This window comes from Aeromonas sp. 1805, from assembly GCF_013085525.1.
GTDB lineage: Bacteria > Pseudomonadota > Gammaproteobacteria > Enterobacterales > Aeromonadaceae > Aeromonas > Aeromonas hydrophila.
In genome coordinates this window covers 2,092,129-2,118,039 of record NZ_CP038515.1, presented here as the reverse complement: position 1 = coordinate 2,118,039, position 25,911 = coordinate 2,092,129, and the positions used below count along the sequence as shown (strand labels likewise).

27 protein-coding genes and 2 pseudogenes are annotated in these 25,911 nt (G+C 63.7%); 10 read left to right on the top strand and 19 right to left on the bottom strand.

Annotation, left to right across the window (positions count from 1 at the left end; all coding sequences use genetic code 11):
* Positions 1-83: 83 nt before the first annotated feature.
* The gene (locus E5E96_RS10115) at positions 84-422 is read left to right on the top strand and encodes a tRNA-binding protein (RefSeq protein ID WP_010635217.1); all 339 of its coding nucleotides are present in this window, start codon (positions 84-86) and stop codon (positions 420-422) included.
* A gap of 73 nt (positions 423-495) precedes the next feature.
* Here E5E96_RS10115 and E5E96_RS10110 read toward each other — a convergent pair whose 3' ends face one another.
* The 4 genes from E5E96_RS10110 to nudE form a co-directional block, all read right to left on the bottom strand.
* The gene (locus tag E5E96_RS10110) at positions 496-1,767 is read right to left on the bottom strand and encodes an aromatic amino acid transport family protein (RefSeq protein WP_017408955.1); all 1,272 of its coding nucleotides are present in this window, start codon (positions 1,765-1,767) and stop codon (positions 496-498) included.
* A 202-nt stretch (positions 1,768-1,969) separates the two neighbouring features.
* Positions 1,970-2,098: a hypothetical protein gene (locus tag E5E96_RS22755; protein WP_256681938.1), complete on the bottom strand. Its 129-nt coding sequence runs from the start codon at positions 2,096-2,098 to the stop codon at positions 1,970-1,972.
* Between the two features lie 80 nt (positions 2,099-2,178).
* The gene (gene cysQ, locus E5E96_RS10105; protein WP_011704554.1) at positions 2,179-2,991 is read right to left on the bottom strand and encodes a 3'(2'),5'-bisphosphate nucleotidase CysQ; all 813 of its coding nucleotides are present in this window, start codon (positions 2,989-2,991) and stop codon (positions 2,179-2,181) included.
* A 37-nt stretch (positions 2,992-3,028) separates the two neighbouring features.
* Complete coding sequence (nudE, locus tag E5E96_RS10100; protein WP_017785790.1) at positions 3,029-3,637, bottom strand: ADP compounds hydrolase NudE; 609 nt, start codon at positions 3,635-3,637, stop codon at positions 3,029-3,031.
* A 138-nt stretch (positions 3,638-3,775) separates the two neighbouring features.
* Here nudE and yrfG point away from each other — a divergent pair, with 138 nt between their 5' ends.
* Complete coding sequence (gene yrfG / locus E5E96_RS10095; RefSeq protein ID WP_101149822.1) at positions 3,776-4,444, top strand: GMP/IMP nucleotidase; 669 nt, start codon at positions 3,776-3,778, stop codon at positions 4,442-4,444.
* An 81-nt stretch (positions 4,445-4,525) separates the two neighbouring features.
* Here yrfG and tyrS read toward each other — a convergent pair whose 3' ends face one another.
* Positions 4,526-5,794, bottom strand: a complete 1,269-nt coding sequence (tyrS, locus tag E5E96_RS10090) for a tyrosine--tRNA ligase (protein ID WP_171282068.1) — start codon at positions 5,792-5,794, stop codon at positions 4,526-4,528.
* 180 nt (positions 5,795-5,974) lie between these two features.
* Here tyrS and E5E96_RS10085 point away from each other — a divergent pair, with 180 nt between their 5' ends.
* Positions 5,975-6,790 (top strand): helix-turn-helix transcriptional regulator, encoded by an 816-nt coding sequence (locus E5E96_RS10085; protein ID WP_171282067.1) that lies wholly within the window; start codon positions 5,975-5,977, stop codon positions 6,788-6,790.
* Positions 6,791-6,850: 60 nt separating this feature from the next.
* Here E5E96_RS10085 and exeN read toward each other — a convergent pair whose 3' ends face one another.
* From exeN to exeC, 14 genes and pseudogenes are all read right to left on the bottom strand, one after another.
* Positions 6,851-7,612: a GspN family type II secretion system protein ExeN gene (exeN, locus tag E5E96_RS10080; protein ID WP_171282066.1), complete on the bottom strand. Its 762-nt coding sequence runs from the start codon at positions 7,610-7,612 to the stop codon at positions 6,851-6,853.
* A 61-nt stretch (positions 7,613-7,673) separates the two neighbouring features.
* A complete protein-coding gene (gene exeM, locus E5E96_RS10075) occupies positions 7,674-8,165 on the bottom strand; it encodes a GspM family type II secretion system protein ExeM (RefSeq protein ID WP_016349344.1) in 492 nt (163 codons plus the stop codon).
* Complete coding sequence (gene exeL / locus E5E96_RS10070; protein ID WP_080722382.1) at positions 8,162-9,346, bottom strand: GspL family type II secretion system protein ExeL; 1,185 nt, start codon at positions 9,344-9,346, stop codon at positions 8,162-8,164. Before exeL ends, exeM begins: the two co-directional genes overlap by 4 nt.
* A 119-nt stretch (positions 9,347-9,465) precedes the next feature.
* Positions 9,466-10,479 (bottom strand): GspK family T2SS minor pseudopilin variant ExeK, encoded by a 1,014-nt coding sequence (exeK, locus tag E5E96_RS10065; RefSeq protein ID WP_042862657.1) that lies wholly within the window; start codon positions 10,477-10,479, stop codon positions 9,466-9,468.
* A gap of 89 nt (positions 10,480-10,568) precedes the next feature.
* Positions 10,569-10,643: pseudogene (locus E5E96_RS22500) on the bottom strand (type II secretion system protein GspJ); the annotation flags it as partial.
* Positions 10,644-10,668: 25 nt separating this feature from the next.
* Complete coding sequence (gene exeJ, locus E5E96_RS10055; protein ID WP_081304868.1) at positions 10,669-11,298, bottom strand: GspJ family T2SS minor pseudopilin variant ExeJ; 630 nt, start codon at positions 11,296-11,298, stop codon at positions 10,669-10,671.
* Positions 11,299-11,366: 68 nt separating this feature from the next.
* Positions 11,367-11,726, bottom strand: a complete 360-nt coding sequence (exeI, locus tag E5E96_RS10050) for a GspI family T2SS minor pseudopilin variant ExeI (protein ID WP_005308487.1) — start codon at positions 11,724-11,726, stop codon at positions 11,367-11,369.
* Positions 11,723-12,274: a GspH family T2SS minor pseudopilin variant ExeH gene (exeH, locus tag E5E96_RS10045; protein ID WP_171282065.1), complete on the bottom strand. Its 552-nt coding sequence runs from the start codon at positions 12,272-12,274 to the stop codon at positions 11,723-11,725. Before exeH ends, exeI begins: the two co-directional genes overlap by 4 nt.
* Positions 12,275-12,279: 5 nt before the next feature.
* Positions 12,280-12,390, bottom strand: a pseudogene (locus E5E96_RS10040) (type II secretion system protein); the annotation flags it as partial.
* Between the two features lie 47 nt (positions 12,391-12,437).
* Entirely contained in the window at positions 12,438-12,869 is a 432-nt protein-coding gene (exeG, locus tag E5E96_RS10035) for a GspG family T2SS major pseudopilin variant ExeG (RefSeq protein WP_005308483.1), read from the bottom strand.
* 151 nt (positions 12,870-13,020) lie between these two features.
* Positions 13,021-14,241: a GspF family T2SS innner membrane protein variant ExeF gene (gene exeF, locus E5E96_RS10030; RefSeq protein ID WP_011704542.1), complete on the bottom strand. Its 1,221-nt coding sequence runs from the start codon at positions 14,239-14,241 to the stop codon at positions 13,021-13,023.
* Position 14,242: 1 nt separating this feature from the next.
* The gene (gene exeE, locus E5E96_RS10025) at positions 14,243-15,748 is read right to left on the bottom strand and encodes a GspE family T2SS ATPase variant ExeE (protein WP_016349336.1); all 1,506 of its coding nucleotides are present in this window, start codon (positions 15,746-15,748) and stop codon (positions 14,243-14,245) included.
* Complete coding sequence (exeD, locus tag E5E96_RS10020; protein WP_171282064.1) at positions 15,748-17,781, bottom strand: GspD family T2SS secretin variant ExeD; 2,034 nt, start codon at positions 17,779-17,781, stop codon at positions 15,748-15,750. The genes exeE and exeD overlap by 1 nt, the downstream gene beginning before the upstream one ends.
* 21 nt (positions 17,782-17,802) lie before the next feature.
* The gene (gene exeC, locus E5E96_RS10015) at positions 17,803-18,651 is read right to left on the bottom strand and encodes a GspC family type II secretion system variant ExeC (RefSeq protein WP_301270965.1); all 849 of its coding nucleotides are present in this window, start codon (positions 18,649-18,651) and stop codon (positions 17,803-17,805) included.
* A 214-nt stretch (positions 18,652-18,865) separates the two neighbouring features.
* On the opposite strand from exeC, the gene hslR reads away from it, so the two are divergent.
* The 7 genes from hslR to E5E96_RS09980 all read left to right on the top strand — a co-directional run bounded on the left by hslR (position 18,866) and on the right by E5E96_RS09980 (position 25,790).
* Complete coding sequence (gene hslR / locus E5E96_RS10010) at positions 18,866-19,264, top strand: ribosome-associated heat shock protein Hsp15 (RefSeq protein WP_171282063.1); 399 nt, start codon at positions 18,866-18,868, stop codon at positions 19,262-19,264.
* Between the two features lie 108 nt (positions 19,265-19,372).
* Positions 19,373-20,257 (top strand): Hsp33 family molecular chaperone HslO, encoded by an 885-nt coding sequence (gene hslO / locus E5E96_RS10005; protein WP_024943636.1) that lies wholly within the window; start codon positions 19,373-19,375, stop codon positions 20,255-20,257.
* A gap of 149 nt (positions 20,258-20,406) precedes the next feature.
* Positions 20,407-22,032, top strand: a complete 1,626-nt coding sequence (gene pckA, locus E5E96_RS10000) for a phosphoenolpyruvate carboxykinase (ATP) (RefSeq protein WP_045790733.1) — start codon at positions 20,407-20,409, stop codon at positions 22,030-22,032.
* A 205-nt stretch (positions 22,033-22,237) separates the two neighbouring features.
* Complete coding sequence (locus E5E96_RS09995; RefSeq protein ID WP_171282062.1) at positions 22,238-22,873, top strand: GntR family transcriptional regulator; 636 nt, start codon at positions 22,238-22,240, stop codon at positions 22,871-22,873.
* Between the two features lie 33 nt (positions 22,874-22,906).
* On the top strand, positions 22,907-24,709 hold the full coding sequence (locus E5E96_RS09990) for an aminopeptidase P family protein (RefSeq protein ID WP_171282061.1): 1,803 nt from the start codon (positions 22,907-22,909) through the stop codon (positions 24,707-24,709).
* 112 nt (positions 24,710-24,821) lie between these two features.
* Positions 24,822-25,217: a nitrous oxide-stimulated promoter family protein gene (locus E5E96_RS09985; protein ID WP_026080215.1), complete on the top strand. Its 396-nt coding sequence runs from the start codon at positions 24,822-24,824 to the stop codon at positions 25,215-25,217.
* A 120-nt stretch (positions 25,218-25,337) separates the two neighbouring features.
* On the top strand, positions 25,338-25,790 hold the full coding sequence (locus E5E96_RS09980; protein WP_171282060.1) for an N-acetyltransferase: 453 nt from the start codon (positions 25,338-25,340) through the stop codon (positions 25,788-25,790).
* The last annotated feature ends 121 nt before the right edge of the window (positions 25,791-25,911 follow it).

The following is a 25,911-nucleotide window of genomic DNA, read 5'->3' as shown; positions in this document are numbered from 1 at the left end:
CGGGCGGCCGTTTGCCGAAGACGGCGCAGGTGGTTTCGAGGCATGCTGAGGCTCATGCAAGGTATGGGCAACGAGGAGCCAAGATGCAGACCATAAGCTGGCAGGATTTCGAGATGGTGGAGCTCAGGGTGGGCACCCTGGTGCGGGTCGAGCCCTTCCCCGAGGCGCGCCGTCCGGCCTACAAGGTGTGGGCGGATTTCGGCCCCGAGCTCGGGGTACGCAAGAGCAGCGCCCAGATCACCGACCTCTACCAACCTCAGGAGCTGGTGGGCCGCCAGATCGTCGCCGTGGTGAACTTCCCCCCCAAACAGATAGGCCCGATCCAGTCGGAGTTTCTGCTGACCGGCTTCTACCGGCCGGACGGCGCCGTGGTGATCGCCATCCCCGAGCAGGCGGTACAAAACGGCGCCAAGCTCGGCTGAGGCCACCACCGGACCGATACAAGAGAGGCGACCCCAGGGTCGCCTCTCTTTATTTGCGGCTGGTTGCTCGCCGTTACTTCAGCAGGCTGAAGATCAGCGCCGACACCGCCAGCGCGCCGGTCAGCAGGATAAAGCCGTTGGCCCAGCGGTGGCGGAAGCGAGCCAGCGCCTCCACCTTGTAGATGGCCACCACCGGCATAATGAACAGGATCATGGCGATCACCGGGCCGGAGAGGGTCTCCATCAGCCCCAGGATCCCCGGGTTGATGATGGCTGCGCCCCAGATGGAGAAGAACATCAGGGCGATGCCGAGCCGGTCCGCCTTGGCCAGCGACAGGCCGGTGGGCTTGGCGATCAGGCTTTTCAGGCTCTCACGGGCCCCGAGGAAGTGGCCGAGGAAGGAGGAGCTGATGGCGATGAAGGCGATGAGCGGCCCCAGGGTCACGATCACCGGGTTGTCGGTGATGTTGGCGAGGTAGGAGAGCACAGAGACGTTCTGGGCCTTGGCCTCGGCCAGCTGGGCCGGCGAGAGGCTCAGCACGCAGGAGAAGACGAAGAACAGCACGAAGCCCACCAGCATCACGGTGGTGTTGCGCAGGATCAGGCTGCTCTTGGCTTCCGCCTGCTCGCCGTACTCCCGGCGCTGCACGTTGGCAAAGCCGGAGATGGCGGCGGCGTGGCTGAAGGCGAACACGGTGACCGGCAGCGCCAGCCAGACGGTGTTGAGGAAGCTGCCGCCCTCCAGGCTGCCCAGCTGCGGCCATTGCCACTGGGGGATCAGGTAGCAGGAGAGCGCCGCCAGGATGGCCGCCAGCGGATAGACCATGACGGCAAAGGCACGCAGCATCGCCTTCTCGCCGGCCAGCATCACGGCGATCATGGCGAACACCAGCAGACCGGAGAGCATCACCCGGTTCGGGGCATCCATACCGAGCTGATTGATCATGAAGCTCTCCACCGTGTTGGTCAGCCCGACCCCGTAGATGAGCAGGATCGGGAAGATGGAGAGGAAGTAAAGCGCCGAGATGAGGCGGCCGGCCATCTTGCCGAAGTGCTCCTGGGCCACCTCGGTGAAGTCGGCGTGGGGGCGCGAAGAGGAAAGCACGAAGCGCGCCAGCCCGCGGTGGGCCAGGAAGGTCATGGGACCGGCCAGCACGGAGACGATGATGAGGGGCCAGATCCCGCCCAGACCCAGATTGATGGGCAGAAACAGGATGCCGGCGCCGACGGCGGTACCAAACAGGCTGATGACCCAGTGGGTGTCGTGGCGACGCCAGGGGGTGGCGCTGACGGTGGTGGAGCAGGAACCGGACAGCTCCTTGGTGACGTCTACAGATAAACTCATTACTAATTCACTTTTTGTCAGTGTTTTAATCTGAGTTCATTGTGGTTTATCGGGATTTAATTCTCAAAAGTCCACCCTGAAACATATCACTACCATTACGGGCTTCAGCCAGTGAGATTGGGAATGGAATCGGGATCACATAAATGAGTAAAACTGAATATTGTTGAAAACGTGAAATTTAAAACCAAATTTTCACTCTTGTTCAATTTTTTATTTTGGCCAAATGATCGTTTGCAGAATTACCTGAAAAATCGTGCCATTCCTCCGCCTTCTCTTGTGATGATTCACTGTCATTCCCGCGCTTTGCCAGCGGATATTTCTGTTCATTCACGATGAAACCAGCGGATCACACCAAGCAATCAGGCGGCCATGGGCCGCCTGATTGCCGTCAATGATGACCTGTTGACCCGCTCAGTGCGCCAGAATGCTGCCCCAGGCGAGATCCGGATCCCCCATCACGATGAAGTCCGGGTTCTCCAGCGACTCTGTCTCGTTGTAGCGCAGCGGCTGCAGCGCCAGGCTGAGGATGCGGCCACCGGCCGCCTCGACGATGCACTGGGCGGCGGCGGTGTCCCACTCGCCGGTGGGGCCGAGCCGCACGTAGCAGTCGGCCGCCCCTTCCGCCACCAGACAGGACTTGAGCGAGCTGGAGCCGAGCGGGATCAGCTCGTAGTTGATGGCCGGGTTGAGGCGACGGGTCAGGTTCTCCAGCTTCTGGCGGCGGCTGATGGCCACCACCAGCGAATCGGGCTGATCGTGCTCGTGGTGCATGGCGCTGATGGGGTGCACCTCGCCGTTCGCCTCCTTGAAGGCGCCATGACCACGCACCGCCCAGTAGAGCACGTTCGACTCGGGAGCATAGATGACGCCGAGCACCGGCACATTGTCCTGCACCAGGGCGATCAGGGTGGCGAAGTCGCCGCTGCCAGCGATGAACTCGCCGGTGCCGTCGAGGGGATCCACCAGCCAGTACTGACGCCAGTTGGCGCGCTGGCTGAAGGGGATGTCGGCCGCCTCTTCGGTCAGCACGGGAACATGGGGAGTGAGCGCCGACAGCGCCTGTTTGAGGTAGGCATCGGCAGCAAGATCGGCACTGGTGACCGGGGTCGCATCCTCCTTCAGCTGACGCTCGAACTGACCGCCGTGATAGATTTCGTGAAGGATCCTGCCCGCTTCGCGCGCGATCTCCTTGACCCCCGGCACCCAGGCCAACAACTCCTGCATCTTGTTATCCTCTGTATTCAAACTGCCCGTCTGCGGGCTACTCTGCCTGCTCCGCCAGCCAGCGTTGGGCCAGCAGCAGCGCACTGATGCTGCGCGACTCGGTAAAATCGGGTCGCGCCAGCAATTCGTCGATCCGGTTCAGCGGCCAGGGGATCACCTCGAGGGGCTCGGGCTCGTCGCCCACCCGCTGCTCGGGGAAGAGATCCCGCGCCAGCAAGATGTCCATCCGGCTGGAGAAGTAACCCGGCGCCAGCGACACCTGCTTGAGCAGGGTCAGGCTGTTGGCGCCGAAGCCCGCCTCCTCCATCAACTCCCGGTTGCCCGCCTCGAAGGCATCTTCACCCGGGTCGATCAGCCCCTTGGGAAAGCCCAGCTCGTAGGAGTGAGTGCCCGCTGCGTACTCGCGCACCAGCAGCAGGGTGTGGGCATCGAACAGCGGCACCACCATGACGGCGCCCCGGTTGCCACCGCGCATCCGCTCGTAGACCCGCTCCTCGCCGTTGGAAAACTTGAGGTGGAGGGACTCCACCTTGAACAGCCGGCTCTCGGCCACGATCTCGGCCTTGAGGATCTCCGGCTTGCTCTTGTCATGCGCCATGGTGTCGGCGCTGAGGTGGACGGGTTTGCGTTGGTGGAGGTCACTCATCGGGGCTGGCTGCTCGTTAAAAAATCGTGTTTCAAGAGTAAACGACTCCCCTCCCGAACACCACGGGGCAAGGGTGGGAAAGCGGCGGGAAAAATCCGTTATAATGCCCGCCCGTTTCGACCCAACCACCGAGGCCCCATGCCGACCCCACTGCCCTGGCACCAGATAGACACTGTCCTGCTCGATATGGATGGCACCCTGATCGATCTGCATTTTGACAACCACCTCTGGCAGCAGCTGGTACCCGAGCGCTATGCCGAGCGACTCGGCCTGCCGCTGGCCGAGGCCAGAGTGCAGATCGAGGCGCACTACCAGGCCGTCAGCGGCACCCTCAACTGGTACTGCGTGGATTACTGGAGCGAGACGCTGGGGCTCGACATCCGTGCCCTCAAACAGGAGATCCTGGCCAAGATCCAGTGGCGGCCCCACGTCATCCCCTTCCTGGCCGCGCTGCGGGCCGCGGGCAAGCAGCTGGTGCTCTTCACCAATGCCCACCCCGCCAGCCTGTCGGTGAAAGATGCGCAGCTGGGGCTGGCCGGCCACCTCGATCTGATGGTGAGCACCCACGAGCTGGGCTGGTCGAAGGAGAGTCAGCACTGCTGGCAGGCACTGGCCGAGCGGCTGGCATTCGACCCGGCTCGCACCCTGTTCGTGGATGACAGCGAGCGGATCCTGCGCGCCGCCGCCGACTACGGCATCGGCTATCAGCTCGCCATCCAGAACCCGGACAGTTGCCAGCCCGAGCAGCACATCACCGCCTTCCCAGCGATCCGTGACTACGCCGAGTTATTGCCGCTGGCCGTGTGATGTCAACAGGGATACAGAACTCACCGAACTGATGGATAAACAAAAGGGCTGCCCAGGCAGCCCTTGTCGATCCCGGGTCGCTCACCCCTGCCACATCACCAGCCGGTACTGTTTCTTGCCCCGGCGCAGCAGCAGGTAGCGGCCGAACAGCCGGTCAGCCGTCGTCAGTGGCTCATCCCGGCGGATCTCGCCGTTGAGGCTGATAGCGCCTGCCGCCAGCAGCTCGCGGGCGATGCGCCTGGAGTTGGCTAGACCGCTCTCCACCAGCAGGGTCACCAGGCTGGTTTCCCCCTCGATTCGGCAGCTTGGCATGCCATCCTGCGCCAGCTGGGCCAGATCGCTCTCACCAAGACGGGCCACCTCGCCGCTGAACAGCAGTTCGCTGATGCGCTGCACCGCCGCCAGCGCCCCCTTGCCGTGCACCAGTTCGGTCAGCTCGTCCGCCAGCACCTGCTGCGCCAGCTTGCGCCCTTGCCGCTTCGCATCCTCCGCTTCCAGCGCCTCAATCTCGGCCAGCGCCATAAAGCTGTAGTAGCGCAGGAAGCGGTAGGCATCCTCGTCTGCGGTGCCGAGCCAGAACTGGTAGAAGGCGTAGGGCGAGGTGAGCGCCGGATCGAGCCAGACTGCGCCGCCTTCGGTCTTGCCGAACTTGGTGCCATCGGCCTTGGTGATGAGGGGCAGGGTCATGCCGTGCACCTGCGCCTGATGGAGGCGGCGGGTGAGATCCATGCCGCTGGTGATGTTGCCCCACTGGTCGTTGCCGCCAATTTGCAGGGTACAGCCGAGGCGCTGGTTGAGCACTGCAAAGTCCTGGGATTGCAGCAGGGCGTAGGAGAACTCGGTGAACGAGATGCCCTGATCCGGGCGGGCCAGCCGCTGGCGCACCGATTCGCGAGCCAGCATGGCGTTGACCGAGAAATGCTTGCCGATGTCGCGCAGAAAATCGAGGGCGGACATCTGCCCCATCCAGTCGGCGTTGTTGACCAGCAGCGGCGCCGCCAGCCCTTCGCTGGCCGGCAGCAGCGCTTTTATCTGGGCCGACAGGCTGGCCACCCAGCCCTGCACCGTCTGGGCGCTGTTGAGGTTGCGCTCGGTCGCCTTGAAGCTAGGATCACCGATAAGGCCGGTGGCACCGCCCACCAGCGCCACCGGGGTGTGACCCGCCAACTGGAAGCGGCGCAGCATCAGCAGCGGCACCAGATGGCCGATGTGCAGGCTGCCGGCAGTGGGATCGAACCCGCAGTAGACGGTGCGCGGGGTGGCGAGGTGGGAGGCCAGCGCCACCGGGTCGGAATTCTGGGCCACCAGGCCGCGTCGGGTCAGCTCATCGAGCAGGTGGGGGTTGATCATGGGGTCTCCAACAGCAGGGGGAAAAGCCCACATCCTCGCCGCTCTGGCTCGTACCGAATATGTCCCCCAGGGGACAGTTTTGCCACTCTCGTGCTAACATTCGGCTATCGTGTGACCATCGCACGGCCATCGCGGGGAGCCTGCCCGCCACCCGGAAGCCATCGCCATGACCCAGCGCCCATGATCCAGACACTTGCCACAGAAGCCCTTACCCGTAGCATGACCGAGGTGGTCGATGCCCTGCACGGCAGCGCCTTTCCGGCGGCGCTGGTGCGCCTGATCCAGCAGCAGGTGGCGTTCGACTGTGCCCTGCTGCTCGGGGTGGGGCAGCGCCCCGTCTATCTCTATGACAACCTGCATCACCAGCGGGCCCTGCTGTTCGATCGCTACCTCACCCGCCACTTCAGTCAGGATCCCTTTATGCAGGCGCTGGAACAGAGTCTGGGGGCCGGTGTCTGGACCCTGGCGCAGGTGTCGCGGGGGCGGCTCGACCCCGAGTATCGCCACCACTTCTATCAGGCCACCGGCTGGCAGGAGGAGGTGGGGCTGATCCTGCCGGTGCGCGGCGGCCTCACCCTGATGCTGTTTCTGGGCCGCCTCGACAAGCGCAGCAGCCTCAGCCGTGGCGAGCTGGCCCGACTGGATGCGCTGTTTCCGCTGGTGCATTCGCTGTGCCGCCAGCACTGGCGGGAGGAAGCCGCCCTGCTGGCCCAGAGCCCGATGCTACCGGGTGGCGCCGATCTCAAGGCGACGGTGGAGCAGGCCATCGCCAGCGTGGGGGGCGCAAGCCTCACCCGTCGCGAGCGCCAGGTGGCGGGATTGCTGTTGCAGGGGCTCGACACCGAGGCCATTGCCGGTGCGCTCGGCATCGGCAGCGGCACGGTGAAGAATCACCGCAAGCACCTCTACGCCAAGCTGCACCTGCGCTCGCGGGCCGAGCTGTTCCGCTTCTTCCTCAATCACCTCATCACGGCGCCAGCCGCCGCGGCCCCATAACGACACCACCCCGCCGAGGCGGGGTGGTGTCGATGTTTGCCAGATCAGACAACAAGGCCGTCAGATGCGGCCCTGGTAGCGCAGCGGGAAGCGCCCCTGGCCGTCGGGCTGGCCGAGGAAGGGCAGCCCCTGCTTCATCTGCTCCGGCAGCTCGGGCCCGGGTTTGAGGGTGCCCTGGAACAGGTACTGGCGATTGGCCTGCAGCTCCAGCTTGCCTTGCACCTGCACCGCCTCCGAGCCCTGCTTGAGCTCGGCCACCAGCCGGGAGTCGATGCAGGTCAGCTTGATCTCGGGATCCCCCAGCACCAGCTTGCCGGCCGGGGTATCGGCATCGGCCCCGTACCAGTAGAGGTTGCCGTAGAGGTTGTCGCACCAGGGGTTGCCCTGGGCAACCTGATCGAGCTTGAGCTGCAGCTGGCCAGCCACCGTCACCGGCACGGGCACGGGCAGCTGCATCGGCACCCGCGCCAGCAGCCAGGGGGCCGGCACGTTGAGGGTGATGTCGCGGCCAAAGGCGGCGCCGCTCCAGCCAACCACCCCCTGCCCGTTGAGGCCGCTGCGCTCGCCAAAGCGCAGGGACACCTCAGGGGCAAAGCGCAGCAGCGACCAGCCGTTGAGCTCCCAGCGCAGCTGGGTCAGCGACTCGCTGGCGTATTGCAGGCGGGCAACCTGGCCGCTCCAGAGGGTGCCACTCACCCCTTCCAGCTGTACCAGGGGCGGCAGCGGCAGGTAGCGCACCACCAGAGACGCCGGCAGCTTGGCCAGCAGGAAAACCAGATAGGCCGCCAGAAACAGCACGGCAATCAGCACTCTTTGCTTCATAGAAAACGACTCGACTGCAAACGCCCGATCAGGCGCGGGGCCCTGCTCGGGACGCGTGGTTTCATTGGGGACGGCTCAGCTGCAAGCGGCGTACCTTGACCAGGCCGGGCGCCAGATTCTCGCGGGCCACCTCGATCACCTGCACCTGCACGCCATGGCGATCCGCCAGGGTCGCCAGCCAGATCAGCAGATCATCGAACGCCACCGTGTCGATCCACACCTGCAGCTCCTGGCCCTGGGGCTGCAAGCGGGCAATCTTGATCTTCTGGTTGAAGGCGGTACGGTTGACCACCCCTTCCAGGGTGCCGCTGGTATCGAGCTGGCGGCCCTGGCCACCCTGCAGCGCCAGCACCTCTTCACCCTTCTCTTTCAGCCAGGCGAGGGTCTGCTGCTGGCTCAATACCTGCCGCTCGCGCTCGTCGATGCGATTGCCGATGGGCTGCCAGATGACCCAGTAGCAGAAGCCGATCAACAGCACGCTGCCGCCCACCGCCACCAGCCGCTGCTCGCGGGCGCTTATGCCGCGCCACCAGCCTTGTAGTTTGTCCATCATGATGATTTACCCTTCAGCACCAGTGCCCCTTCAACCTTGCCTTCGGTGCTGCGCACCTCCCCCTGCTGCACGTCGAAGCGCTTGCCGGCCAGCTCGCGAAAACGCTCGATCTCGGCAAAACCGGGGGCCGTCACCTGCAGCCTGAGCTCGCCGCGAGCCGCGTCGAAACGCAGCACCTCGGGCTTGAGGCCGGGTACTTCGGCAAAGGTGGGGGCCAGCTCGGTCAGCACCATCAACACCCCGTCCTGCGGCGTCTGCCCCAGTTGCTGGAGGTGCTGGGTCATCTGGCTGCGCACGTTGACGATGCGGCTCTCCCCCGGGAAGATCCGGGTGTAGACCTGCCGGATCTCCGCCTTGAGCGCCTTGTCCTGCTCCGCCAGCTGATAGAGCTGCACGCCGCGCTGGGCGAACGCCACCACCAGCAGCGCCCCGGCCACCACCGCCACCTTGCGCCACTGCTGCCAGTAGCGGGAGTATTCGGTCTGCGGCCGGTAAGGCCCCTGCAGCAGATTGGCCTGACTGGCAAGCGCGCCCCGGGCCAGCAGCAGCATGGGCAGTTCGGGATCGGCCGCCTGCCAGCTGGCCGCCGCAATGGCCGGCGGCGGGGTATGGCTGTGAATGGTCACCGGCGCCGGCTCCGCCGCCAGCAGCATGGCCAGCAGCGGCTCGTCGGCGACGATGCCCTGACAAGGGCCCTGGCGCAGCAGCCACTCCTTGCCCAGCTGCAGCGCCGACCAGCCGTCGGTCGCCTGCGGCAACGCCAGCACGTCCGGCAGCAGTTGCCGGCTCTTGAGACCGGCCTGCTCCAGCCAGCCGAGCCAGGTCTGCATCTTCTCCTTGTCGACCGCCATCAGATCCACCTCGTGACCCTGATGACCCAGCACCACCAGGTGCAGCTCATCCACGTCGGAGGCGATTTGCTCCTCCAGCAGATAGGGCAAGGCGGCCGCGGACTGGCGGCTGTATTTGCCCGGCAGGCTCACCCGCCGGAAGATAAGATCGCTGCCGGGCACCAGCACCACCGCCGGACGGCCACCGGCCCGCTCCTGCAGCTCGCCAAGGGCATGGGCCGAGGCCAGGGTACCGGAGGCGATCACCTCCTCTTCCCCGCCCGACCACACCAGCCACTCGACCGGCTGCTGCGCATTGGTCCCCAGACGGATGACCAGACTCTCGCTCACTAATGTCTCTCCTGCCATGCTCGCTCGCACCCCTCGGGATGGGCGGGCGCGCAGCCATGGGCTGCAGTCCAATCGGGGGATGGCGCGGGCCGGCCAACGGCCGTCGCCCGCCTCCCTTGTTATTCGGCGCCGCCGTTCAGACGGCGCAGCATCACCAGCTTGTTGTCCTTGCCGCGCACGAAGACGCTCTCCAGCCGGGCCCGGGTGTCACCCACCTCGGCAATCAGCCTGGCCTCGAAATAGCTGCTCTTGACGTCCAGCGCCGCATCCAGCCCCTGGATGTTGCCTACCTGCACCGGCATCTGGTCCGTCATCTCCTTCTTGTTCTTCCACCCCTTCTGGGGGCGGCTGGTCAGCACCCGCTTGGCATCGTCCAGCCCCACCTTGTCCAGATAGAGCGCCACCAGCAGGGCCGACTGCTCCGGCCGGATGGTGTTGACGTTCACCACCAGCTTGTCGTTGGGCAGGGCGCACACATAGGGCGCCAGCCGGGCGTACAGCTTGGCGCTCACCCCGCGCACTGCCCGCAGCTCGTCGGTGCCGAGCATCCACTGGTTGGCGGTCAGATAAGGGGGGGTGAGCCCTTCGTAATAGGCATCCTCGGCACCGTAGCTCGACACCAGCACGGTATCCTTGTCGGTCCAGTCGCGGATGGCATCGGTCAGCTGCACCGCCTCGTAATCTTCCACCTCGAGCTGCTTGAGCAGCACCTTGAACACCTTGACCGGATAGGGCTGCTTCTCCAGATCGTCGCCGCTGATCCCGTCCTTCAACGGCACGCTCAGGCTGTTGAGGTTGAAGCAGGATTGCAGATCCCGCACCCGGCCGGTGAGCTTGCCGTCATCCACCGGGAAGACCGCATCCTGGCGCGCCCAGTTCTGCCCCAGGCTGACCACGTTGGGGTCGTCCTTGAAATCCTGAGCCAGCACCTTGCTCACCAGCGCCTCCGCCGACATGGCATACCACCAGGCCTGCTTGCCGGCGGTGAGGTTGGCGGTGCGGCGCAGCTCCAGCTGCAGGCGGCCGCTCATGTTGCTGGCGATGATCACCATCACCGACAGGATGAGCAGCACCACCAGCAGGGCCATGCCCCCCTGGCGGCCTGGGCGGGAAAAACGACGATCAGCTGCCATTTTCAGCCCTCTGGCCACCAGCGCCGCTCAGGAACTGGCGACGTCGAATAGTGCCGTCATCCTCCGTGACGGACAGGGGAAAAGGACGATCAGTTACCATTCTCTGCCCTCTGACCACCGGCGCCGATCAGGAACTGGCGGCGTCGAATAGTGCCGTTATCCTCCGTGACGGACAGGGGAAAATGACGATCAGTTACCATTTTCTGCCCTCTGGCCACCAGCACCGATCAGGAACTGGCGACGGATGGTACCGTAATCTTCCAGATCCAGCTCCACCGCCAGCCCGTAGGGCAGTACGTTGCGCTGGGTCCACTCCTCTTTCCAGGTGCCCTTGTCGTAGAAATAGAGCCGCAGCGCCGTCACCCGCTCCAGCATCGGCTGGATGCGCGGCTCGGTGCCGATCACCGGATCCGGGTAGAGGTAGCTCAGCCGCTCCAGCTTGTGATCCTTGAGGCGCCAGCCAACCCGCTGCAGGCCGGAGCGCGGCAGCATGCCGTCCGGGTTGAGCCAGCCGCCGCGCATGAAGGCCATGCCCCAGTCGTCGCTCTGCTGGCCGAAGCGGGAGGCCGCCAGCAGCACCTTGTTGTTCTCGCCGTCGATGCGGCCGCTGCGCGGCACCATCTGGGTGATGTCCCGCTCCAGCACGGAGAAGGCCAGTTGCAGCTCGGAAAGACGAGCCTCCTTGCGCTTGGCCACCTCGTCGCTGGTGAGCACCCCTTGCAGCACCTGATAGGCGCCCAGGCTCAGGCCGGCGAAGATGGCGATGGCCACCAGCATCTCCAGCAGGGTAAACCCCGCCTGACGCCGGCTTCGGATCATGGAGACTCGTTGGTGAATGTTCATCGGCTGATGCCGGCTCCGGATCATGGAGACACCTTGATGCAGGTTCATCGGCTGATATAGGTCCGGATCATGGCCACCGGGCTGTCGGCCTTGGGCGCGGTACGCACTTCCATGTCCAGCGCCTTGAAGTTGCTGTCGGCGGTAGCGACACCGCGATAGCGCCAGTACCAGGTCTGACCCGCCATCTGCTCGTCCCCTTCCACCCAGCTGTCACCGGGCCACTTGGCTTCGAGCTTCTGCTGCACCAGCTGGTTCTCCACCACCCAGGTCGCCAGGGTCTTCTGTTCCAGATAGTTGAGGCCGGAGAGGTGCTCGCTGGCGGTCTTCATCACCGCCAGCCCGGCGATGGCAAACACCGCCAGCGCCACCATGACTTCCAGCAGGGTCATGCCGCGGGCGTTCATTCCTCTTCCTCCTCGTCCTGCAGCAGACGCAGACGGCCGAACTCGTCCGCCTTGACCGTGCGCACATAGCGCAGATCGTCGTCCTGCTGGGTCAGGGTCAGCACGAAGGGGGTCAGCTCGCCACCGGGAAAGATGAACACCTGCGGGGTGCGATCCTTCTCGTCGCGCCCCTTCTCGTACTTCTCGTCGGATTCGGTCCGCCAGCTGAAGCCCTCGAGCTCGATGGCCAGCCGCATGTTGTCGGGCAACTCGACCCGATCCAGCAGCTTGTCGCCGCTCATCACCTGCCACTTGCGATCCTTGGCCGCGCGCTGCATGAACTGCCAGCTGTTGTCCTCGACACGCAGGCCCACCAGCCGGCCATCCATCACCGAGTACTCCTGCGCCTGCTGCAGCACGGCCATGAAGCGGCGCGCCTGCTTGTCGAGCTCTCTATCCCCCCTGGCGCCACCCATGCTGAGGGTGACGGCAGTGGCAACCAGCCCCATCAACATGGCGACCAGCAACACTTCCAGCAGGGTAAAACCGGCCTGGCGACTATGTTTCATGGCACCAGCCTCAACTGCATGGCAGTGGCCTCGAGCCGACCCATCAACATGGCGACCAGCAGCACTTCCAGCAGGGTAAAACCGGCCTGGCGACGGGCAGAAGAGGCCACCTTCATTCAGGCAGCCCCGAGATGACTCGGTGAGCGCGACGCGGCGGGATCACTTATTGGAAGTCCTTCAGGTTCCAGTTGCCGATGTCGTCATCGGTACCGGCTTCGCCATCCAGCCCCATGGAGAAGATGTCGATCTTGCCGAACTGACCCGGGCTCAGCATCTGGTACGGGTTGCCCCAAGGATCCTGCGGCAGGCGCTTGATGTAGCCCCCTTCGCGGTAACTGCGCGGCTCAGGTGCGGCGGTCGGCTTGTTGACCAGCGCGTCCAGCCCCTGCTCGGTGGTCGGGTAGCGGTTGTTGTCCAGCTTGTACATGTCGAGGGCGTTTTCCAGCGCCACTATGTCGGAGACCGCTTTCTGCTGGTCCGCCTTCTCCTTGTTGCCCATCAGGTTGGGCACCACCAGGCTGGCCAGGATCCCCAGGATCACGATGACCACCATCACTTCCAGCAGGGTAAAACCCGATTGACGACGCTTTTGCATGACTTACTCCCTCACGAAATGAGATGGCATGAACCATCAACGATAAATTGTTAAACCTCGATCGTTCGATGACGCCTGTCGGCTAATCGAACCTACGGAGTTGATTGGATTGGTAGGTTCGAATAGCGAAGCGTATTCGAACGTCCGATCCTTACAGATTCACCATATTGTTGAGCTCCAGGATCGGCTGCAGGATCGACATCACGATAAACAGCACCACCCCGGCCATGGAGACCACCAGCATGGGTTCGAACACCCCGAGGGCGATGTTCACCTGGGTTTCGAACTCCCGATCCTGGTTGTCTGCCGCCCGCTCCAGCATGTTGTCGAGCTCGCCGCTCTGCTCGCCGGAGGCGATCATGTGCAGCATCATGGGCGGAAAAATTTTGGTTTCATCCAGCGACTTGCGCAGGCTGGTCCCCTCCCGCACCCGCTCGGTGGCCTCACCGATGCGCATGCGGGCAAAGTCGTTGGAGAGCACTTCGCCGGAAATCTTCATCCCCTCCAGCAGCGGCACGGCGCTGGCGTTGAGGATGCTCAGGGTGCGGGCAAAACGGGCAGTGTTGAGACCACGGCTGACCCGACCGATCACCGGCAGGCGCAGGATCAGCTGGTGCCAGTGACGGCGACGCTTGTCGTCGGTCAGCCACCAGCGCCAGACAAAACCACCCACCAGCAGCAGCAACAGGAACCAGAGGCCATAGTGCTGCATCAGCTCGCTGGTGCCGATGAGGAAGCGGGTGGTGGCCGGCAGTTGCTGACCCATGTGTTCGAACTGGGCAACCACCTTGGGCACCACGGCGGTGAGCAGGATGGAGATGACGCCGATGGCGACGCAGGTCAGTACGATGGGGTAGATCATCGCCTGCAGCAGCTTGGTGCGCATGTGCTGACGCTGCTCGGTGTAGTCGGCGAGGCGGTTGAGCACCTTCTCCAGGTGACCGGACTTCTCGCCGGCCGCCACCATGGAGCGGAACAGCTGATCGAACACATGGGGGAAGGCCGCCAGCGAATCGGCCAGCGAATAGCCCTCCACCACCTTGCTGCGCACCGTGGCCACCATGCTGCGCAGGTGGGCCTTCTCGCACTGCTCGGCGACGGCCTTGAGCGCCTCTTCGATGGTGAGGCCGGCCCCCACCAGAGTGGCCAGCTGGCGGGTGATCATCGCCAGCTCAGCGGTGCTGGCACCACGGCGGAACAACACGAAGCGGTTAGCCTCGCGCTTGGCCTTCTCGGTGGTCTCGTTCACCTCGAGCGGGGTCAGCCCCTGCTCGCGCAACAGCTGGCGTACCTGGCGGGCGGAATCCCCCTCCAGCACGCCGCTCTTGTTGCGTCCCTTGCCGTCGAGGGCCTTGTATTCGAATGCTGCCATCTCAGTCTTCCCGGGTCACGCGCAGCACCTCTTCGAGGCTGGTCTGCCCCTTGAGTACCTTGTCGATGCCGTCGCGGCGGATGCTGGGGGTGTGACCCCGGATCAGCCGCTCGATGGCCAGCTCGCCGCTGGCGCTGTGGATCGCCTCGCGCACCGCTTCGTCGATCACCACCAGCTCGTGGATGCCGGTCCGGCCGCGATAGCCGGTGTGGTTGCACTGCTCGCAGCCCACTGGTCGCCACACCTGCTGATCCGGCGCCAGCTCGATGCCCATGGCAATGCGCTCCTGCTCGGTGATGGGGCGCGGCGCGCGACAATCGGGGCAGAGGGTGCGCACCAGCCGCTGGGCCAGTACCGCCAGCAGCGAGGAGGAGAGCAGGAAGGGCTCGATGCCCATGTCCCGCATCCGGGTGATGGCACCGATGGCGGTGTTGGTGTGCAGGGTCGACATCACCAGGTGACCGGTCAGCGACGCCTGCACCGCGATCTGGGCGGTCTCGAGGTCACGAATTTCCCCCACCATCACCACGTCCGGGTCTTGGCGCAGAATGGCGCGCAGGCCGCGGGCGAAGGTCATGTCCACCTTGCTGTTGACCTGGGTCTGGCCCACCCCTTCGAGGTCATATTCGATGGGGTCTTCGACGGTCAGGATGTTGCGATCCCGCGAGTTGATCTCGGAGAGGGCCGCGTAGAGGGTGGTCGACTTGCCCGAACCGGTCGGGCCCGTCACCAGAATGATGCCGTGGGGCTTGCGAATGAGTTCGCTGATGATGTTGCGGTTGGCCAGCGTCATGCCGAGCTGCTTGAGCTCGAGCCGCACATTGTTCTTGTCGAGCAGACGCAGCACCACCCGCTCGCCGTAGCTGGACGGCATGGTGGATACCCGCACGTCCACCGCCCGGCCGCCGATGCGCAGTGAGATGCGGCCATCCTGCGGCACTCGCTTCTCGGCGATGTCCATCCGCGACATGACCTTGATGCGCGACACCAGCAAGGAGGCGAGCTTGCGGTGGGGACGCAGGATCTCCCGCAGCACCCCGTCGATACGGAAGCGGATCACCAGGGCCCGCTCGAAGGTCTCGATGTGGATGTCGGACGCCTCTTCTTTTATCGCCTCGCTCAACATGGCGTTGATGAGGCGGATGATGGGGGCATCGTCATCGGCGTCCAGCAGGTCTTCACTCTGGGGCAGCTCTTCGGCCAGCGCGAAGAAGTCCATCTCGTTGCCGAGATCCTCCATCAGCTGGCGCGCCTCGGAGGAGTCGCGCTGGTAGTGGGCCATCAGCAGCTCTTCGAAGGCTTCGCCATCCATCTGCTCCACCGTGAAGGCGCAGCCCGCCACCCGCCGTACTTCCAGCAGGGTTTGCGGCGTCACGCCCTGGCGGCAGAGCAGCACCGGGGCCCCCTGCCGCTCGGTCAGGATCACCCCGAAGTTGCGGGCGAAGGCAAACGGCAGCTCGGGCAGGGCTGCCGGCATGTCGACACCATCCAGCTGGTATGCCGCCATTACTTGTTACCCACGAATGGCTGGGATCCGCCGCTCGTCTGCGGGGCCGACTGCATCTGCTGGATCTGTTTCTGCGCCTCGGGCGACATGGTCACGTCCTGGCCGTACTGGGGCAGCACCTGGCGCTTGGGCGAGGTGAGGTACCCCTCCTGCGCCGCAGCCTCCTGCTGCTCGGAGCGGAACTGGGAGTACTTGTTGCTGGAGATACCGCTGTAGACATCGGCATCACGCAAAATGGTCGGTCGGATAAAGACCATCAGATTGCGCTTGGAGGTCGAGTTGGAGGTAGAGCGGAACAGATAGCCCAGCACCGGGATGTCGCCGAGCAGCGGCACCTTGGAGACCTTCTCCTGGGTCTTCTCGTCCATCAAGCCGCCCAGCACCACTGTCTCGCCACTCTTCACCAGCACCGCATTCTTGATGGTGCGGGTATCGAAGGTCGGGCCCAGCGTGCTGGTGCCGGGTGCCTGGGTCTGCGCCACGCTGGAGACCTCCTGCTCGATGTTGAGCAGCACGGAATCCCCCTCGTTGATCTGCGGCGTCACCACCAGCTTGGTACCCACCGTCTTGCGTTCGATGGTGTTGAACACCTGATCGCTGGTGGTGGAGCTCTGGGAGCCACTCTGCACCGGCACTTCCTGACCGACGTTGAAGGAGGCTTCCTTGTTGTCCATGGTGACGATACTCGGGGTGGAGAGAATATCGTTCTTGGTATCGGTCGACAGGGCCGTCACCAGCGCGGCCCAGTTGCCCTTGTAGAAGCCGGCCGCCATACCGTTGAAATCCTTGGCCAGCGAGGCCAGGCCGGTGGTGGTGCCGTTCTTCTGGTAATCCTTGGCCGCGATGGCCACCGAACCGATGGGCAGACCGGTGTCGGTGAACTGGGTGCCGCCGCCATTGGTGTTGGCCCACTGCACCCCGAGGTTGAGGCCGTCGCCATCGGCGATCTCGACGATGATCGCCTCCACCAGTACCTGGGCACGGCGAATGTCGAGCTTGGCGACTACCTGCTCCAGCTCGGCCATCACGTCCGGCTGGGCGGTGATCACCAGGGCATTGGTGGTCTCGTCGGCGGAGATGGCCAGCTTGCCACCGCCGATGCTGGCACCGCCACCGCCTGTGGTGGTAGCCGCGCCGCCCTTCTTGTCCGCCTCTATGCTGGAGCTGACGCCCTTGAGCACCTCCACCAGATCCTTGGCCTTGCCGTATTTCAGATAGAAGACCCGGGTGTTGCCCTGGCTCTGCAGGTCACGGTCAAGCTGGTGCACCATCTGGATGATGCGGGCGCGCGCCTTGGGCTCGCCGCTCACCACCACCGAGTTGGTGCGCTCGTCGGCCACCACCTTGGGTGCCAGCAGCAGGGAGGTATTGCCGCCCTGGTTGTTGCCATCCTTGTTGAGGTTGGTCACCAGCCGCACCATCTCGCCGGCGGAGGCGTACTTGAGCTTGACGATGTCCACTTCCTGATCGCCCGCCTTGTCGACCCGGCGTACCACTTCCACCAGCCGGTTGACCACGGCGGCGCGGCCGGTGATCAGCAGCACGTTGGAGGGGTCGTAATGGACCACGTTGCCGCCACCGGCGTTGTCGTTAAGCTGGCGCAGCAGCGGCGCCAGTTCACGTACCGAGACGTTGCGCACCGGCACGACCCGGGTCACCATCTCGTCGCCGCTGCCGGGGTTGCTCTCGTCCACCACCGGGATGGCGGAGGTCTTGGCATCCTTGGAGCGCACCACCTTGAGCACGCCGTTGTCCATCGGGACCACGGCGAAGCCATAGACATCGAGCACGCTCAGGAAGAACTGGTAGTACTGGTCCTCGTTGAGCAGGTCATAGCTGCGGACGTTGATCTTGCCGCGCACCGAAGGCTCGATGATGATGGTCTTGTTCAGGTTCTTGCCGACCGTGTTGATGAACTCTTCGATGTCGGCATTCTTGAAGCTGGCGGAATATTCGGTGGCCCAGGCAGAACCTGCCATCATCAGCGCCGCAGCCACGGTGGCCAGACGCCAGCCCTTCCCTTTATTTATCATTCTTGGTGCTACTCCAAATCATTATTCTGACAAGCCGACATAAACGTCGTAGAGCTGTCCTTGCCGCTCGACGGTGACGGTCATTTCCGTTGCGCCAGCCACCTGCTGCATCGCCTGCATGGCCTGAGCGTTATCCCGCAGATCCAGCCCATTGATGCTGACCGCCATGTCGTTGGCGACCAGCCCCAGTTGATTGAACAGTTCCGGATTGCTGCCCGGATTGAGGCGATAGCCGACCATGCGGCCATCGACCCGGACCGGGGAAATATTGAGGTAATCGGTGATCTTGCCGGGGTTGCCCATCAGCTCGTTGCGTACCGAGGAGAGCTTGCCGTCCTGGTTGCCCGGCTTGGGCAGCGGCTTGCCGTACTCCTCCCCGTCCAGCATCAGGGTCTCGTCACGGCCGTCCCGCTCGATGATGACCCGATCCGGGAACACCTGGCGGATCTTGGCCTGGGTACCATCGATGAGATCACCGATGCCGTAGGAGTTCTGCAGCCCGTTGTGGGCGATGATGGCGATGGATTTGGCGGGATCCGAGCTCGCCAGCACGCCGTTGAGCTGGGCATTGAGCTGGGTCTTGGGAGCATCGGCTGCGACAACATCGGCCGCCTGGGCCTGCTGTTTGGCCTTGCCAAACAGTGCCAGCCGGCTGACGCCGCTCAGGTCGAGCCGGTTTGTACCCTGGCTCTGATTGGCGACCACCGACGGTTGCCAGGACTGGCTGACGGGCCGGCTGCCGAGATCCAGCAGACGCCAGGTGAGACCGGCACACTGGTGGGCCAGCAACAGCAGCAGAAGCCAGAACAGAGGCTGGCTAAATCGGGAGAGTGGCACGGTTTTACAACGGGCCAGAAGGGAGCTCAACAAGTCATCCCTGAACGGTAGCGTCATGTTTATCAATATTTTCTGGCATCCAAATCGGTTGGCTATTGTGTACGGCAATGGACCCAGAGACAACCGACCGGATGGGATGAAGCTGCGAAAATTGACATTCCGTCACACCATCAGCCCCCCTGTTTCTATCCCGGGGCCCGCCTCTGGTATAATCAGGCACCCCTTTCAGCCATTCCGGAGTCGATTCATGCCGAACCCCGCAGAAACCCCAGCCCTGGTCCGTCTCGACAAGTGGTTGTGGGCGGCGCGTTTTTACAAGACCCGCAGCCTGGCCCGCGACCAGATTGAAGGGGGCAAGGTGCATTACAACGGCCAGCGCAGCAAACCGGGCAAGCATGTCGAGGTCGGCGCCCTCATTCGCTGCTGGCAGGGCCAGGACGAACGGGAAGTGCGGGTGCTCGAGGTGAGCGAGCAGCGCAAGTCAGCCCCGCTGGCCCAGCAGCTCTATGAAGAGACCGAGGCCAGCCTGAAAAAGCGGGCCGAAAACAGCGAGGCACGCCGCTTCAACAGCCAGTTTGCGCCAAGCCCCGAGCGTCGCCCCCACAAACAGGAGCGGCGCCAGCTGATCAAGGTCAAGCAATATTGACCCGCCAAGATGGCCCTTTTATGACGACAGTTGCCGGAATAAGTTCCTAACCAGCTGTTTATTAATGTTTTTATCTATTTACCCCACCGAAGAACCCAGGAATGCATGATGAGTAACCAAGATCTCCTGTATCGCTATCTGTTCGAAGAGTACGAAGTCCGGGGCGAGCTGGTCCAGCTGGACCACACCTACCGCCACGTGGTTGAGGCCCAGAACTACCCGGTACAGGTGCAAAAACTGCTGGGTGAACTGCTGGTCGCCACCAGCCTGCTGACCGCCACCCTCAAATTCGAAGGCTCCATCACGGTGCAGCTGCAGGGCAACGGCCCGGTACGGCTGGCCGTCATCAACGGCGACAACAACCAGCAGTTGCGTGGTGTGGCCCGCTATGAAGGGGAACTGCCGAGCGACGACAAGCTGCAGAGCCTGATCGGAGAAGGCCAGCTGGTCATCACCATCACCCCGGAGCAGGGTGAACGCTATCAGGGCATCATAGCGCTGGACGCCGACACCCTGGCTGGCTGCCTGGAGCACTACTTCGCCCAGTCCGAACAGCTGGCGACCAAGCTGTGGATCCGCACCGGCTACCACCAGGGTGAGCCGCGCGCCGCCGGCATCCTGCTGCAGGAGCTGCCCGCCCAGAGCGAGGATCACAGCGACGACTTCGAGCACCTGACCCAGCTCACCAGCACCATCAAGGATGAAGAGCTGTTCGGGCTGGAAGCGGAAGAGATCCTCTACCGCCTCTACCACCAGGACAAGGTGCGGGTGTTCGATCCGCAGGCGGTCGAGTTCCGCTGCACCTGCTCCCGCGCCCGTTGCGAAGGGGCTCTGCTGCAGATAGAGAAGGAAGAGGTGATGGAGATGGTGCAGGAGCTCGGCAAGATCGACATGCACTGTGATTATTGCGGCGCCCAGTACCAATTTGATGGGATCGACGTCGAAACCCTGTTCAGCAGGGCTCCCGGTAATGATGCAAACAAGTTACACTAATTGAAGGCGGGCAAAACCCGCCTTTAACTTAAATAACAAAAAAATACCCTATTTTATAAAGTTTGATGGCGATCGCTAAACTCTACCACCTAAGTGATAGGATGAACGCCAGATAGAACCCTACCAACCTCTGAACCCAGGAGAATACAATGACAATCGTGGCAGAACCCACCCTGGCCAAGCAATTAGGACTGGACCAGTACGGTATCAAGAACTCCACTGAAATCCTGCGCAACCCTTCCTACGACCAGCTGTTCGCGGAAGAGACACGTGCCGACCTGGAAGGGTTCGAGCGCGGCGTGGTGACCGAACTGGGCGCCGTCAATGTCAATACCGGCATCTTCACCGGCCGCTCCCCTAAAGATAAATATATCGTCAAAGACGCCACTACCCAGAATACTGTGTGGTGGTCTGACCAGGGTAAAAACGATAACAAAGCCATCACCCCGGAAGTGTGGTCACATCTGAAATCCCTGGTGACCAAACAGCTCTCCGGCAAGCGCCTGTTCGTGGTCGACGGCTTCTGCGGTGCCAACCCGGACACCCGCTTGGCCGTGCGCATCATCACCGAGGTGGCCTGGCAGGCGCACTTCGTGAAAAACATGTTCATTCGCCCGAGCGATGAAGAGCTGAAAACCTTCAAACCGGACTTCGTGGTGATGAACGGTGCCAAGTGCACCAACCCGAACTGGAAGGAGCAGGGTCTCAACTCCGAGAACTTCGTCGCCTTCAACCTGACCGAGAAGATCCAGCTCATCGGCGGCACCTGGTACGGTGGCGAGATGAAGAAGGGGATGTTCTCCATGATGAACTACTTCCTGCCCCTGCGCGGCATCGCCTCCATGCACTGCTCCGCCAACGTGGGTCAGGACGGTGACGTGGCCATCTTCTTCGGCCTCTCCGGTACCGGCAAGACCACCCTCTCCACCGATCCCAAGCGTCAGCTGATCGGCGATGACGAGCACGGCTGGGACGACGATGGCGTGTTCAACTTCGAAGGCGGCTGCTACGCCAAGACCATCAAGCTCTCCAAGGAAGCCGAGCCGGACATCTACAACGCCATCCGTCGCGATGCGCTGCTGGAGAACGTGACCGTGGCGGCCGACGGCACCATCGACTTCGACGATGGCTCCAAGACCGAGAACACCCGGGTCTCCTACCCCATCTATCACATCGAGAACATCGTCAAGCCGGTCTCCAAGGCGGGTCACGCCAACAAGGTGATCTTCCTGACTGCCGACGCCTTCGGCGTGCTGCCCCCGGTCTCCAAGCTGACCAAGGAGCAGACCAAGTACCACTTCCTGTCTGGCTTCACCGCCAAGCTGGCCGGTACCGAGCGCGGCATCACAGAGCCGACCCCGACCTTCTCCTCCTGCTTCGGCGCAGCCTTCCTCTCCCTGCACCCGACCAAGTACGGTCAGGAGCTGGTGAAACGGATGGAAGCCGCCGGCGCGGAAGCCTACCTGGTCAACACCGGCTGGAACGGCACCGGCAAGCGCATCTCCATCAAGGACACCCGCGCCATCATCGACGCCATCCTGGATGGTTCCATCGAGAAGGCCGAGACCAAGGTGCTGCCGATCTTCAATCTGGAAGTGCCGACCGCCCTGCACGACGTGAACCCGGCGATCCTCGACCCGCGCGACACTTACGCCAACAAGGCCGAGTGGGACGCCAAGGCGGTTGACCTGGCAGGACGCTTTATCAAGAACTTCGAGCGCTTCACCGACAATGAAGAGGGCAAGCGTCTGGTCGCGGCAGGCCCGCAGCTGTAACAGCCAGACCCGTTTACTGCCAATCTCATACCGGTCAGCCCAGCTGGCCGGTATTTTTTTGAGCAGAGCGCGGCGTTTGACTCCTGCCAAACCTTGCCTTGTGGGCCCTTGCGCGTTAGATTCAGCCCAACTTTATACAATATACAATTTTGTAACGATTCCCCTGTGACCCGATCATGACCCCCCCTACAAGACCCGTACCCAAATGGTGATGGAAAACCTCCGTGGCCGGATCCTGCGCGGTGAGTTTCCCGCCGGCGCCCCCCTGCGTCAGGACGCCATCGCCAAGGAGCTGGCGGTGAGCCGTATTCCGGTGCGCGAAGCCCTGATGCAGCTGGAAGCGCAGGGGCTGGTGAAGTTCGAGGCACACCGCGGCGCCGTGGTCACCATGCTGGACGCCGCGGCCATCGAGGAGCTCTTTTATTTGCGAGCCCTGCTGGAAGCCGATACCCTGTTCCACGCCGTCGACCTGATGACGGAGGAGACCTTCGCCCGGGCGCAGGCGATCCTCGCCCAGTTCGACCAGGCCCTCGAGTCGGGCACCCAGATCGAACGCTGGGCCGAACTGAACCACAGTTTTCACGCCACCCTCTACCAGGCCGCCGGCCGCCCCCAGGCACTGGAGCTGATCGCCCAGATCAATCTGAGCTGTGACCGCTATGTGCGCTTCGAGCTGCTGTTTGCCAGCGATGGCGTCGACAAGGCCGAGCGCGAGCACGCCCAGCTGCTGGAGCTGTGCCGCGCCCGCCGCAAGCACGAGGCGGTGGTACTGCTCAAGCAACATATCGAGGCAGCTGGCCAGTCCATCAAGCGGATCCTGGACAGCGGCCACAACCACTGAACACTCACATCACAACAATCTGGCATTAACGACATGAATCATTTCGAGATTATTGAAACCCGCGTCGCCCAGGTCAGGGCCGAACTGGCCATGATGGAGCTGGACGCCTTCATCGTCCCCCACGACGACGAGCACCTGGGGGAGTACATTCCCGCCTACGCCGAGCGACTGGACTGGATCACGGGTTTCAACGGCTCCGCCGGCCTCGCCATCATCCTGGCGCAGCGGGCGGCCCTGTTCATCGACGGTCGTTACACGGTGCAGGCACGCATGCAGGCACCGGCCGAGCTCTTCGAGTTTCTCCATCTGGTGGAAGATCCCCATGTGCAGTGGCTGGCGGATCAGCTGCCGTCCGGCGCCCGGGTCGGCTTCGACGCCCGCCTGCACAGCCTGGCCTGGTATCACAATGCCAAGGCGGTGCTGACCGAACGCGGCATCGAGCTGGTACGCGTGGAGCAGAACCCCATCGATCTGCACTGGAGCGATCGCCCCGCCCCCACCAAGAACCCGGCCATCCTCTACAGCGAAGCGCTGGCGGGCCAGTCCAGCCAGGCCAAGCGCGAGATGCTGGCCAGCGATCTGCGCAAGCGCGGTCTGGATGCGGTGCTGCTGACCCAGGCCGAGCCCATCAACTGGCTGCTCAACCTGCGTGGTCGCGACGTGGAGCGGCTGCCGGTGGTGCTGGGCTTTGCGGTGCTCTACGCCAACGCCACCATGGATTTCTTCGTCGACACCGACAAGATCGACTGCTTCGCCTTCAGCCAGCACGTAGGGCAGGATGTCTCCGTCTACCCCATCGACAAGCTGGGTGACGTGCTGCAGCGCATCGGCGAGGATCAGCAGAAGGTACTGGCCGATCCCAACACTGCCAACGCCTGGACCCAGCTGGTCATGGAAGAGGCGGGCGCCATCCTGGTAGCCGGTCAGGACCCGACCATGCTGCCCAAGGCATGCAAGAACGAGGTGGAGCTGGCCGGCATGCGCGCCGCCCATCTGCGCGACGGCGTCGCCGTCACCCGCTTCCTGGCCTGGCTGGATCGGCTGATCGCCAGTGGCGAGTTCGACGGGGTGGATGAAGGCACCCTGGCCGACCAGCTGGAAGCCTTCCGCCGCGAGCAGGAGCACTACGTCGAGCCGAGCTTCGACACCATCTCGGCGCTCGGCCCCAACGCCGCCATGTGCCACTACCGCCACACCAACGGCACCTCGCGCCCCTTTGGCCAGGACAGCATCTATCTGGTGGACTCCGGCGCCCAGTATCTGGACGGCACCACCGACATCACCCGCACCATCAAGGTGGGTGAGCTGACCGACGAGCACAAGGCGATGTTCACCCGGGTACTGCAGGGTCACATCGCGCTGGATCAGGCCCGCTTCCCGCGCGGCACCGCCGGCATCCAGCTCGACGTGCTGGCCCGCCAGCCGCTGTGGCAGGCCGGCTACAACTACGACCACGGCACCGGCCACGGCGTCGGCCACTTCCTCAGCGTGCACGAAGGCCCGCAGCGCATTGCCCCCAAGGGCAGTCTGGTGGCCCTGCAGCCGGGCATGGTGCTCTCCAACGAACCGGGTTACTACCGGGAAGATGCCTTCGGCATCCGTTGCGAGAACCTGGTGGTGGTCACCGAGCAGGAGCAGAACGGCGAGCTGCCGATGCTCGGCTTCGAGCGGCTGACCTATGTACCGTTCGATACCCGCCTCATCGATCGCAGCCTGTTGAGCCCGGCCGAGTTCCGCTGGATCAACGAGTACCACGCCGAGGTCTACCGCCGCCTGAGCCCGCTGCTGGAGGGCGAGGATCTCGCCTGGCTGGAGCAGGCAACCAGCCTCATCTAAGAGCAGACAACTCTGCTTGTCTGATGAAACAGGGCCCACGGGCCCTGTTTTTTTGCCCGCCGGTTTGACCTGTATCAAGACCCCGTCGCCCCAGGTCCGGACAATGCCCTGCATGACGACCCATCACTCCCACCCCGCGCGCCCGGCCCGTGCCGACAAGGCGCCCGTGCATCCCAGGCTCAAGCGGGAGCAGCAGACGGTCAGCGCCATGATCCGCCTCTACTGCGACCATCATCATCAGGATCCCGCCTGCCGGCACTGCCAGCAGTTGCAGGAGTTCGCCCACCAGCGGCTGCGCCGCTGCCGCTATGGTCACGGCCACAAGCCCACCTGTGCCAACTGCCACATCCACTGCTATGCCCCGGCCATGCGCAAGCAGATCCAGCTGGTGATGAAGTGGAGCGGCCCGCGCATGCTGTGGCATCACCCCTGGCTGGCCCTGCGCCACCTGCTGGACAGCCGCCGCAAGGCCCCCAAACGACCGGGCAGCCGTCCCCTGCCGCCCTGAGTCGGGGCCGCCCTGCTGCTCACTGCCCCAGACCCGCTTGCATCAGCCCGGCGGGCCCACTACCCTGTGGCTCCTTTTTGACTGCCGCCCGGCAGCACGTACGACACCACAGGAGCCCGGATGCACCAGCCCCCCGTTTTAAGAGTGGCGCGCCACACCGACATGCACGCCATCTGGCAGATCGACGTCAATGTATTCGGGGAGGATGTCTATCCCGGCTTCTTCTTCCGCCAGGCCATGGATCTGTGGCCCGAGCTGCTGCTGGTGGCCGAGCTGGACGACAAGCTGCTGGGCTATGCCCTGGGCGGACTGGGACAGGATCGGTCGCAGGGCTGGCTGCTCTCCTTGGCGGTGCTGCCGGAGGCGCGCGGTTTCGGCCTGGCCGAACGCATGATGCTGCAGGTGGAGCAGTCACTGCTGACACTGGGGATCGAGCGGGTCAGACTGACGGTGGATCCGGCCAATCCGGCCCAGCGCCTCTACTTTCGACTCGGTTATCAGCAACTGGCCGAGGAGCGCGACTATTTCGGCCCGGGCGAGGATCGCCTGCTGCTGGAAAAACGGCTCGGCTGAGCCGGCAGTGACGGGGTTTGCGGGGCCCGGGCCTTATAATTGGTTACACTTTGCTGGTTTCATGCTCAATCCGGTTGGCGTAGAGTTGAATCACTGACCGAACAAACCAGATTAGATGCCA